This is a genomic window from Cellulomonas persica, from assembly GCF_007989825.1.
Lineage (GTDB): Bacteria > Actinomycetota > Actinomycetes > Actinomycetales > Cellulomonadaceae > Cellulomonas > Cellulomonas persica.
Window position 1 is genome coordinate 268,521 of the sequence record NZ_BJUA01000003.1, and the last position, 9,592, is coordinate 278,112.

Sequence of the window (9,592 nt, forward strand, 5' to 3'; positions counted from 1 at the left end):
CCGTAACCAGTCCGCGAGGCCGTCAGGGCCGTCGGGGCCGGGTCGGGCTTGTGGGGTGCCGCACGTGCGGACGCGTCGGCGACGTCCGCGGGCGGGCACTAGCGTGACGTCGTGCGCGTCGCCGACCTGACCGAGGAGCAGCTGCTCGCCCTGATCGTCCCCGAGCTGCCGCGAGGCGCCGCGACGCAGGTCGGCCCGGGCGACGACGCCGCGGTGGTCGCCGCGCCCGACGGACGCTTCGTCGTGACGACCGACGTCCTCGTCGAGGACCGGCACTTCCGGCGCGTGTGGTCGTCCGGCGAGGACGTGGGCCGCCGAGCGGCCGTGCAGAACCTCGCCGACGTCGCCGCGATGGGTGCCGTGCCGACGAGCCTCGTCGTGACGCTCGCGGTGCCGGCCGAGCTCGACGTGGCGTGGGTGGTGGGCCTCGCGCGCGGGCTCGCCGCGGTGTGCGCGCCGCTCGGCGTGGGCGTGGTCGGCGGGGACCTGTCCGGCAGCCCGCTCGTCGTGGTGAGCGTCGCGGCACACGGTGACCTGCAGGGTCGCGCCCCGGTGCTGCGCTCGGGCGCGCGCGCAGGTGATGTGGTCGCGCACGCCGGCACCCTGGGACGGTCCGCGGCGGGTCTCGCGCTGCTCGACCTCGACGGCGGCCTCGGCGGTCCTGTCACCGAGAGCCTCAGCGGCGGTGTCCAGGGTGGCGTCGGGCAGGGTGGCGTCGGGCGGGCGGGCTCGGACGACGAGGCCCACGTCCGGCTCGTCGGGACGTTCCTGCGTCCGTCGGCTCCGCTGGACGCGGGGCCGGACGCCGCGCGTGCGGGTGCCACCGCGATGCTCGACGTGTCCGACGGGCTGCTGCGCGACGCCGGACGGCTCGCGCGCGCGAGCGGCGTGCGGCTCGACCTGCACGCCGACGCGCTGGCCGCGGACGTCGCCGACCTGGCCGAGGCCGCGGCGGTGACCGGCGGCGACCCCTGGGCATGGGTGCTCGGCGGGGGAGAGGACCACGGGCTGCTCGCGACGTTCCCCGCGGACGCGCCGCTGCCTGCGCCCTTCCGGCCCGTCGGGCGCGTCGCCGCACGCGAGGGCGACGAGCCGGACGTCACGCTCGACGGCGCCGCCCCGACGACCGCGCCCGGTTGGGACCACTTCGCCGGTCGGTAGGCCTCGGGTCATGGGACCGGCGTCCATAGGCCGCCGGTGCCGGGGGCTCGCGTCAGCCGCGCCGGTAGCGGACCTCGAGCAGCTCCTCGCCACCCAGGTCCTCGTAACGCTCGACGCCGTCGGGCTGGAAGCCGTGCCGGCGGTAGAAGTGCCGCGCGCGCTCGTTCGCGGCGAGCACCCACAGGCTCATCGGCGTGTGCTCACCCGACTCGCTGATGACCGTGCGCATGAGCTCGCGCGCGACGCCGTGCCCCCATGTCGAGGGCTCGAGGTAGATCGAGTACACCTCGATCTCGCCGCGCCGCGCGTCCTCGTCGCGGCTGGGGCCGACGGACGCGAAGCCGAGCAGGCGCGCGCCGTCCTGAGCGATCCAGGTGCGCACGCCGTCGGCGGGGCCCTGCTCGAGGTGCTGGGCCCAGCGCACGGCGCGCTCCTGCGGGTCGAGCGAGGCCAGGTAACGCTGCGAGATGATCCCGGCGTACGCCTCCTGCCACGAGCGCACGTGCACCGCGGCGATCGCGTCGGCGTCGACGGGACCCGCGGGGCGGATGGTCAGCTCCTCGATCTGCTCGGCCATGGAGTCACCCTGCCACATGGGCACCACGACGCAAGGCCCGTGAGGACAAATCCTCACGGGCCTTGCGTGGACGTGCGTGGTGGTGCGAGCGCGAGCTCAGACGGCGCGCTGGACCTTGCCCGCCTTGAGGCACGAGGTGCACACGTTCAGACGCTTGGGGGTACCCGCGACGACCGCGCGGACGCGCTGGATGTTCGGGTTCCAGCGACGCTTCGTGCGGACGTGCGAGTGCGAGACGCTGTGCCCGAAGCTCGGGCGCTTGGCGCAGACGTCGCAGGTGGCGGCCACGGTGTTCTCCTGTTGCTCTGGTCGAACATGAACAGCCGCGGGATCCGCGGCGAAGTCTGGTGGACGGACCTGAGCCCCATGGGGGCGTGCATGCGGTCCATCCCGGGCGCCCGAACCCGTCGGGCAACCGGTCAAGACTAGCCCATCGCGAGCAGGCGCCCCAAATGTGGGCGGTGTGCGGCAGGGTGAGATGCGCCGCAGTCCTGCCGCACGGCTCACCGGGCGGTCGTGCGGCGTCGTGGGTCGCCCTCGTCCGGCAGGCTGTGCGGCAGGACCTGACGGAGACGTGACCGGGGGACGGGGAGGTGCGCGTGACGCTGGAGGTCGCACAGGCGATCGCCTGGGTCGACGGTGCGCGCGCGGGTCTCGCGCAGGCGCGCGGCCGGATCGACGCGGTCAACGTCTTCCCCGTGGCGGACGGGGACACGGGCACCAACGCCTGGCTCACGCTCGAGGGCGGGGCGCGCGCGGTCGACGAGGTGCGCGTGCGCGCCGACCAGACGGGTGGGCCCGACGCGGCCGACGTGCTGTCCGCGTTCGCGCGCGGCGCGATGCTGGCCGCGCGCGGCAACTCGGGCGTGATCCTCAGCCAGTGGCTCGCGGGGTTCGCGCGCCGTGTCACGGGCGCGGGGCCCGACGAGCGGGCCGGCGTCGTGCTGGCCGACGCCCTGCGTGCGGCCGCGCGGGCGGCCCGGCAGGCGCTGGCCGACCCGCAGGAGGGCACGGTCCTCACGCTCGCCGACGAGGTGGCGGACGCCGCGGTGCTCGGTGCGGACGCGGGCGCCCCGACGGCGACCGTGCTGGCGCAGTCGGCGACGGCCGGGCACCAGGCGCTCGCGCGGATCAGCGCGACGCATCCCGTGCTGCGGCGGGCGCACGTCCCGGACGCGGGCGCGTGCGCCCTCCTCGTCGTCGTGGACGCGCTCGTCGCCGGGGTCGCGGGTGACGCAGCGCCGGGCCCCGTGGCGTGGCTCCCCGAGCGCGGTTCCGGACACGACGAACCCGCACCCCAGGAGTGCGGAGCGGGGCACGCGGCCCAGGGCGGTGCGTTCGAGGTCATGCTCGTCGTGCGCGACGACGGCCCGCGCGACCTGGCCGAAGCGCTGCGCCGCGCGCTCGGACAGGTCGGGGACTCGGTCGCGGTCGTCGGTGCGGACGGGTGGTGGCACGCGCACGTGCACACCGACGAGCCGGCCGCCGCGATCGAGGCGTGCGCGCTCGGCCGGCGTGAGCAGGTCGTCGTGCGCCGTCTCGACGTGGTCGAGCTCGGGGTCGACGCCGGGCCGGGGGCCGGGTGGGGGCTCGTCGTGGTGACCGCCTCACCCGGTCTGGCGTCCTGGTACGCGACCGCCGGCGCCGTGGTGGTCGTGCGCTGCCCGGAGGAGCCGGTGACGGCGGCGCACGTGCGCCGCGCGGTCGAGGACACGGGGCGCCGCGACGTGCTGGTCCTGCCGGGAGGCGCCGTCACGGGGGCCGAGCTCGAGGCGCTGCTGGAGCTCGACGGCGTCGAGCTGCTGGGGGCCGACGACGAGGCGCGCGCGGCGGTCGCGACGCTCGCGTTCGTGACGGGCGACGGGTCGGCGCAGGTGCACGCGGCGGCGCTCGCGACGGGCCGCGTGCGTGTCGCGGCGCTCGAACCCGCGACCGCACGCGCGTCGCTCGCCGAGGCGGTGGCGCACCTCGTCGGGGCCGCGCCCGCCGACGAGCACGCGGCGCCGTCCCGCCCGGAGAGCCTGACGGTGGTCGTGCCCGGACCGCTCGAGGACGACCTGGCCGCACGCGTCGAGGCGGCCGCGGCCGCGCACGGCCTGGAGCCGACGATCCTGAGCGATGCGACGGCCCCGGCCGTGCTCGTCGCGGTGGACTGAGAGGAGGACGCGCAGGTGTACGCGGACGGGGTCGTGCGCTCGGACGGCTTGGACCGGCCCATCGGGAAGGTCGCGCCCCGCATGGGGCCCAAGTTCGAGGCGCTCGGCGTGCGGACGGCCGGCGACCTGCTGCGCTACTACCCGCGTCGCTACGCGGACCCGAGCCGGCTGACGGACATCGCCGGCCTGGAGATCGACGAGAAGGCCTCCGTGGTGGCCGAGGTGCGGTCGGCGTCGGGCGTGCTGCGCTCGCGCTCGTCGGGCAAGCTGCGTGTCGAGGCGCAGGTCACCGACGGTCGAGCGGTGCTGCACCTCGCGTTCTTCGCGCAGCGCGAGGGCATGGCCAAGAAGTTCGAGCGCGACCTGCGGCCCGGGCGCCGGGGCCTGTTCACGGGCAAGGTCGGGTGGTTCAACGGCCGCGCGCAGCTTGCCAACCCGGCGGTGGTGTGGTTCGACGGCGAGGACGAGCACGGCGTGATCGAGCACGCCGAGCGGCCGCTGCCCGTCTACCCGGCGAGCGCCCAGCTCGACAGCGAGAAGATCGCGGCGACCGTGCAGGTCGTGCTCGGCCCGCTGCGCGAGGGCGATGTCCCCGACCCGGTGCCGCCGCAGGTCCGCGAGGCCCGCGAGCTCGGCGAGCTGCTCCCGGCCCTGCGGCGGCTGCACCGTCCCGAGACCGAGCAGGACTGGGTGCACGCGCAGCGCCGGCAGCGTTACGAGGAGGCGTTCGTCCTGCAGGCCGAGCTCGCGCGGCGGCGCGCGCGGGCGGCCGCCGAGCCCGCGGTCGCGCGGCCGCGGCAGGCCGGCGGCCTGCTCGACGCGTTCGACGAGCGCCTGCCGTTCGAGCTCACCGCGGGTCAGCGGGAGGTGGGCGAGCAGATCGCCCGCGAGATCGCCCGTCCCGTGCCCATGCAGCGGCTGCTGCAGGGCGAGGTGGGCTCCGGCAAGACGGTCGTCGCGCTGCGCGCGATGCTGCAGGTCGTCGACGCCGGAGGGCAGGCGGCGCTGCTCGCACCCACCGAGGTGCTCGCCGCGCAGCACGCGCGCTCGCTGCGCACGCTGCTCGGCGACCTGGCCGAGGGCGGCATGCTCGGCGGCGCGGAGCAGGGCACGCGCGTCGCGCTGCTCACCGGCGCGGTCACCGGGGCCGCCCGGCGTCAGGCGCTGCTGGACGCCGCGTCGGGCGCCGCGGGCATCGTCGTCGGGACGCACGCCCTGCTCGAGAAGACCGTGCAGTTCGCCGAGCTCGGGCTCGTGGTGGTCGACGAGCAGCACCGGTTCGGCGTCGAGCAGCGCGACGCGCTGCGGGCCAAGGCCGCCGCCCAGCCGCACCTGCTGGCGATGACCGCGACACCGATCCCGCGCACGGTCGCGATGACGGTGTTCGGCGACCTCGAGACGTCGGTGCTCAGCGAGCTGCCCGCGGGTCGGTCGCCCATCACGTCGTTCGTCGTCCCGGCGGACCGTCCGGCCTGGCTCGCGCGCACGTGGAGCCGCGTCCGGGAGGAGGTCGACGCCGGCGGCCGCGCGTACGTCGTGTGCCCGCGGATCTCGGGCGACGACGCCGACGGTGCCGACCTCGTGGCCGACGAGCCCGCGACGCTCGGCGAGGCCGGTTCCGCCCCAAGGCGACCCCCTCGGGCGGTCCTCGACGTGGTCGAGGAGCTGCGCGCGCTGCCGGAGCTCGCGGGCCTCGAGATCGGCGTGCTGCACGGGCGGCTGCCCGCCGAGGAGAAGGACCGCGCGCTCGCGCAGTTCGCGTCCGGCGCCGCGCCCGTCCTCGTCTCGACGACCGTCGTCGAGGTCGGGGTGGACGTGCCCGAGGCGACCGCGATGGTCATCCTCGACGCCGACCTGTTCGGCGTCTCGCAGCTGCACCAGCTGCGCGGCCGGGTCGGCCGCGGCACGGCGCCCGGCGTGTGCCTGCTCGTCTCGGGCGCGCGTGAGGGCAGCCCCGGGTACCAGAGGCTCACGACCGTCGCCGAGACGCTCGACGGGTTCGCGCTCGCGGCGTTCGACCTCGAGCAGCGCCGTGAGGGCGACGTGCTGGGTGCGTCCCAGTCGGGCGCGGCCTCGTCGCTGCGGCTGCTGCGCGTCGCGCGTGACGGCGACCTCATCGAGCAGGCGCGGGCCGACGCACGCGCGGTCGTCGAGCAGGACCCCGAGCTCGAGTCGTACCCGGCGCTGCGGGCCGCGATCGACGCGCTGCTCGCGGGCGAGCGTGAGGAGTTCATCGACCGTGCCTGACGAGACCGCCGCGCGCGCCCGTCGCGAGGTGACGTCCCGGCGGGTCGTGGGCCAGGCTGTGCGCACACCGCGCGTCGCTCGGCGCGCGGGCCAGGGCGTCCAGGCGCGCGCCGACCGGTGCGTGGCCGCCGGTCGGGAGGGGAGGACGGTGTGACGAGGATCGTCGCGGGCAGCGTCGGCGGACGCGTGCTGCAGGTCCCGCGCGCCGGCACGCGTCCGACGAGCGAACGCGTGCGCGAGGCGCTCTTCTCGCGGCTCGAGCACCTCGACGTCGTCGCCGGTGCGCGGGTCCTGGACCTGTACGCGGGCTCGGGGGCGCTCGGGCTCGAGGCGGTGAGCCGCGGCGCCGCCGCGGTCACCCTCGTCGAGACGGCACGGCAGGCCGCCGACGTGTGCCGACGCAACGTCGCGACGCTCGGCGTGGGGGACCGGGTCGTCGTCGCCGCCGAGCGGGCCGAGCGCTTCGTCGAGCGACCGCCGCTGGCGCCGTGGGACCTCGTGCTGATCGACCCGCCCTACGACCTGTCCGAGGCCGACCTCGGGACCGTGCTGCGCGGGCTCGTCGGGACGCTGACCGAGGGGGCGGTCGTCGTCGTCGAACGCTCCGGTCGTGCGCCGGAGCCCGACTGGCCCGCCGGCCTGAGCCGCTTCGACGCGCGGTCCTACGGCGAGACCGCCGTGTGGTTCTCCGAGCCGGACGAGCCCACGGACGCCGACGCGCAGGGCGCCGGCGACCACGAGGAGGGGGTGCACGGATGACGCAGGTGCGCACGGTGCGCGAGGCGCGCGCGGACGACGTCCCGGCCATCCGGACCGTCCTGGCCCACGCGTTCCACGACGACGCGCTGGTCCGGTGGGTGCTGCCCGACGAGGCGACGCGGGACGACGTCGTCGCGGCCTGGTTCGGGGCTCTCATCGACCGCTACGTCGCGGTCGGGAAGGTCGAGGTGGTCGAGGTCGACGGCAGCGTGGCGGCCGTGGCCGCGTGGCGCCCGCCGCAGATCCCGGAAGGTCACCCCGTGCTGGAGTCCCTGCCGTCCGTGCCGGGGGTCGTCACGGCGGTCGTCGGTCCCGAGCGGGCCGCGCACGTGTTCGCCACGCTCGGCCGCACGGCCGGCCTCGCGCCCGCCGAGACGGCGACCTACCTGCACCTGCTGGCCGTCCGCCCCGATCAGCAGGGTCGCGGGTTGGGCTCGTTGCTGGTCAACCGCGGGCTCGCGGCGGCCGACGAGCGTGGCCTGACCGCCTGGCTGTGCACGGCCGAGCAGCGCAACGTCGTGCTCTACGAGCGCCTCGGGTTCGTCGGCGTGGGCGACGTGCCGCTCGACGACGCGGCGACGCTGCGCGCGATGCACCGGGCGCCGCAGGCCGCTGGCCTACGCTGACGCACGTGAGCCTCGCCGTCTGCCCCGGGTCGTTCGACCCCCTGACCCTCGGCCACGTGGACGTCGTGCGCCGCGCGCGCTCGATGTTCGACGAGGTCGTCGTGGGGGTCGCGCGGAACTCCGCGAAGTCGCCGCTGCTGGCCGTCGACGAGCGTGTCGCGCTGGCCCGCGCGGCGTTCGCGTCGGACGCGGGCGTGCGGGTCGAGGTGGTGCCCGGCCTGCTGGCGGACTTCGTGCGCGAGGTCGGTGCGTCCGCGGTGGTCAAGGGGCTGCGCGGCGGGGCCGACTTCGACGGCGAGCTGCCGATGGCGCTCATGAACCGCCACCTCACGGGTGTCGAGACGGTCTTCGTCGTCGGCGACCCCGGGCTGGCGCACATCGCGTCGTCGCTGGTCAAGGACGTGGCGCGGTACGGCGGGCCGGTCGACGACCTGGTCCCGCCGGGGGTCGCGGACGCCGTGCGGGCGGCGTGGGCGCAGCGCGCGTGAGGCGCAGCCCGGGCCGGCGGGTGCGAGGCTGGACCGTGCACCCCCGCGCCGTGGACGGTCGAGCGGGAGCAGACAGGAGGACGTCGTGAGCGAGGCGGAAGAGCGGACCGAGGGCCTGACGGGCGTGCTCGACGCGATCGAGGAGGCCGTGGTCGCGGCACGCAACATGCCGATGTCCTCGTCGGTGCTCGTGAGCCGTGCCGAGCTGCTCGACCTCGTCGCGCAGGCGCGCGACGTCCTGCCGGACCAGCTGACGCGTGCGGACCAGGTGCTCGCCGACGCGGACGCGGCGCGCGAGGCCGCGCAGCACGACGCCGACCTGATCCTCGAGCGCGCGCGTGCGCAGGCCGCCGAGCTGGTCTCGCGCGAGGCGGTCGTGACGGCGGCGCAGGAGCAGGCCGCCGAGATCGTCGCGCAGGCGCAACGCACCGCTGACGAGCTGCGGCGCGACGCGGACGACTACTGCGACCGGCGTCTCGCCGACTTCGAGATCGACCTCGGCAAGGTGCTCGCGCAGGTGCAGGCAGGGCGCGCGAAGCTCGCGGGCCGGCTCGGCTCCGACACGCGGGCCGACACCTAGGCGTCCGCACACGCCCGGCACGCGCCGGCGCGTGGTCGCGGTCACGTCGGTGCGATTTGGGAGGCCCTCGCACCGACCTGTAGAGTCGTACGCTGGTCCTGCCGGTCGGCGGGCCGAGATCGCAGAAGCAAGCACCACGAACGAGGGGACGGCCGTGCAGCGCCCAGTTCACCTCGATCCCCGCTCGCCCTTCGTGCTCGACACCCACGAGCTCGGTCGACGTGCGGGATCGACGCGGACCGTGCAGCGCACCGTCGCCGCTCCTGCAGATCTCGGTACCGAGGTGATCGGCATCCCCGAAGGGACGGACGTCGAGCTGGATCTGCGGCTCGAGGCCGTCATGGAGGGGGTCCTGGTCACCGGATCCGTCCGTGGCCGGGCGGTCGGGGAGTGCGTGCGCTGCCTGGGCGAGGTCGTCGAGGACGTCGACGTCACGCTCACGGAGCTGTACGTGTACCCCGAGCGTCAGGCCGCCGCGACAGAGGCGGGCGACGAGGACGAGGACGTGCGTGAGCTCGAGGGCGATCTGATCGACCTGGAGACCGCGCTGCGGGACGTGGTGGTGCCGGCTCTGCCGTTCCAGCCGCTGTGCCGTGACGACTGCCCGGGTCTGTGCTCCGAGTGCGGAGCGCCCCTGGCGGACGACCCTGACCATTCGCATGAGACGCTTGACCCTCGCTGGTCCGCCCTGAGCGGTCTGGTGAGCCAGGACGACGAGACGAAAGAGAGCTAGCCGTGGCGGTTCCGAAGCGCAAGATGTCGCGCAGCAACACCCGTGCGCGTCGGTCGCAGTGGAAGACCACTGCCACGACGATCACGCAGTGCCCCAACTGCAAGGCCGACAAGAAGCCTCACACGGCGTGCCCGTCGTGCGGTGCCTACAACGGTCGTCAGTACGCCGAGGCGCTGCGCAGCGAGCACGACGCCCGCTGACGCGGGTGCGTGCAGTCGTGACGTCCGGGAGCTCGGCATGAGTGCCGGCACGGACGCCTCGGCCA

11 protein-coding genes are annotated in these 9,592 nt (G+C 75.6%); 9 read left to right on the forward strand and 2 right to left on the reverse strand.

The genetic code is table 11. The features are described from left to right. Positions 1-111: 111 nt before the first annotated feature. A complete protein-coding gene (locus CPE01_RS04700) occupies positions 112-1,161 on the forward strand; it encodes a thiamine-phosphate kinase (protein ID WP_146805467.1) in 1,050 nt (349 codons plus the stop codon). 52 nt (positions 1,162-1,213) lie between these two features. Here CPE01_RS04700 and CPE01_RS04705 read toward each other — a convergent pair whose 3' ends face one another. Both CPE01_RS04705 and rpmB read right to left on the reverse strand, forming a co-directional pair. Beyond that, positions 1,214-1,738, reverse strand: coding sequence for a GNAT family N-acetyltransferase (locus CPE01_RS04705; protein ID WP_186811409.1), 525 nt, complete (start codon positions 1,736-1,738; stop codon positions 1,214-1,216). 96 nt (positions 1,739-1,834) lie between these two features. Beyond that, entirely contained in the window at positions 1,835-2,026 is a 192-nt protein-coding gene (gene rpmB, locus CPE01_RS04710) for a 50S ribosomal protein L28 (protein ID WP_048343462.1), read from the reverse strand. A 311-nt stretch (positions 2,027-2,337) separates the two neighbouring features. Here rpmB and CPE01_RS04715 point away from each other — a divergent pair, with 311 nt between their 5' ends. The 8 genes from CPE01_RS04715 to rpmF all read left to right on the forward strand — a co-directional run bounded on the left by CPE01_RS04715 (position 2,338) and on the right by rpmF (position 9,527). Next, positions 2,338-3,894: a DAK2 domain-containing protein gene (locus CPE01_RS04715; RefSeq protein ID WP_186811410.1), complete on the forward strand. Its 1,557-nt coding sequence runs from the start codon at positions 2,338-2,340 to the stop codon at positions 3,892-3,894. Between the two features lie 81 nt (positions 3,895-3,975). Beyond that, positions 3,976-6,141 (forward strand): ATP-dependent DNA helicase RecG, encoded by a 2,166-nt coding sequence (locus tag CPE01_RS04720; RefSeq protein WP_186811411.1) that lies wholly within the window; start codon positions 3,976-3,978, stop codon positions 6,139-6,141. A 150-nt stretch (positions 6,142-6,291) separates the two neighbouring features. Beyond that, a complete protein-coding gene (gene rsmD / locus CPE01_RS04725) occupies positions 6,292-6,900 on the forward strand; it encodes a 16S rRNA (guanine(966)-N(2))-methyltransferase RsmD (protein ID WP_146805471.1) in 609 nt (202 codons plus the stop codon). Continuing rightward, positions 6,897-7,526, forward strand: a complete 630-nt coding sequence (locus CPE01_RS04730; protein ID WP_246783743.1) for a GNAT family N-acetyltransferase — start codon at positions 6,897-6,899, stop codon at positions 7,524-7,526. The genes rsmD and CPE01_RS04730 overlap by 4 nt, the downstream gene beginning before the upstream one ends. Positions 7,527-7,531: 5 nt before the next feature. Then, the gene (gene coaD / locus CPE01_RS04735; protein ID WP_146805472.1) at positions 7,532-8,014 is read left to right on the forward strand and encodes a pantetheine-phosphate adenylyltransferase; all 483 of its coding nucleotides are present in this window, start codon (positions 7,532-7,534) and stop codon (positions 8,012-8,014) included. An 85-nt stretch (positions 8,015-8,099) separates the two neighbouring features. Then, the gene (locus CPE01_RS04740) at positions 8,100-8,594 is read left to right on the forward strand and encodes a hypothetical protein (RefSeq protein ID WP_146805473.1); all 495 of its coding nucleotides are present in this window, start codon (positions 8,100-8,102) and stop codon (positions 8,592-8,594) included. Positions 8,595-8,748: 154 nt separating this feature from the next. Further along, positions 8,749-9,327, forward strand: coding sequence for a YceD family protein (locus CPE01_RS04745; RefSeq protein ID WP_146805474.1), 579 nt, complete (start codon positions 8,749-8,751; stop codon positions 9,325-9,327). Positions 9,328-9,329: 2 nt separating this feature from the next. Then, positions 9,330-9,527 (forward strand): 50S ribosomal protein L32, encoded by a 198-nt coding sequence (gene rpmF, locus CPE01_RS04750; RefSeq protein ID WP_094180454.1) that lies wholly within the window; start codon positions 9,330-9,332, stop codon positions 9,525-9,527. The last annotated feature ends 65 nt before the right edge of the window (positions 9,528-9,592 follow it).

Bases quoted from the DNA above. Each gene is read 5' to 3' on its own strand.
- CPE01_RS04720 (WP_186811411.1), top strand. From the start codon at position 3,976: ATGGGGCCCAAGTTCGAGGCGCTCGGCGTGCGGACGGCCGGCGACCTG.
- CPE01_RS04730 (WP_246783743.1), top strand. From the start codon at position 6,897: ATGACGCAGGTGCGCACGGTGCGCGAGGCGCGCGCGGACGACGTCCCG.
- CPE01_RS04705 (WP_186811409.1), bottom strand. From the start codon at position 1,738: ATGGCCGAGCAGATCGAGGAGCTGACCATCCGCCCCGCGGGTCCCGTC.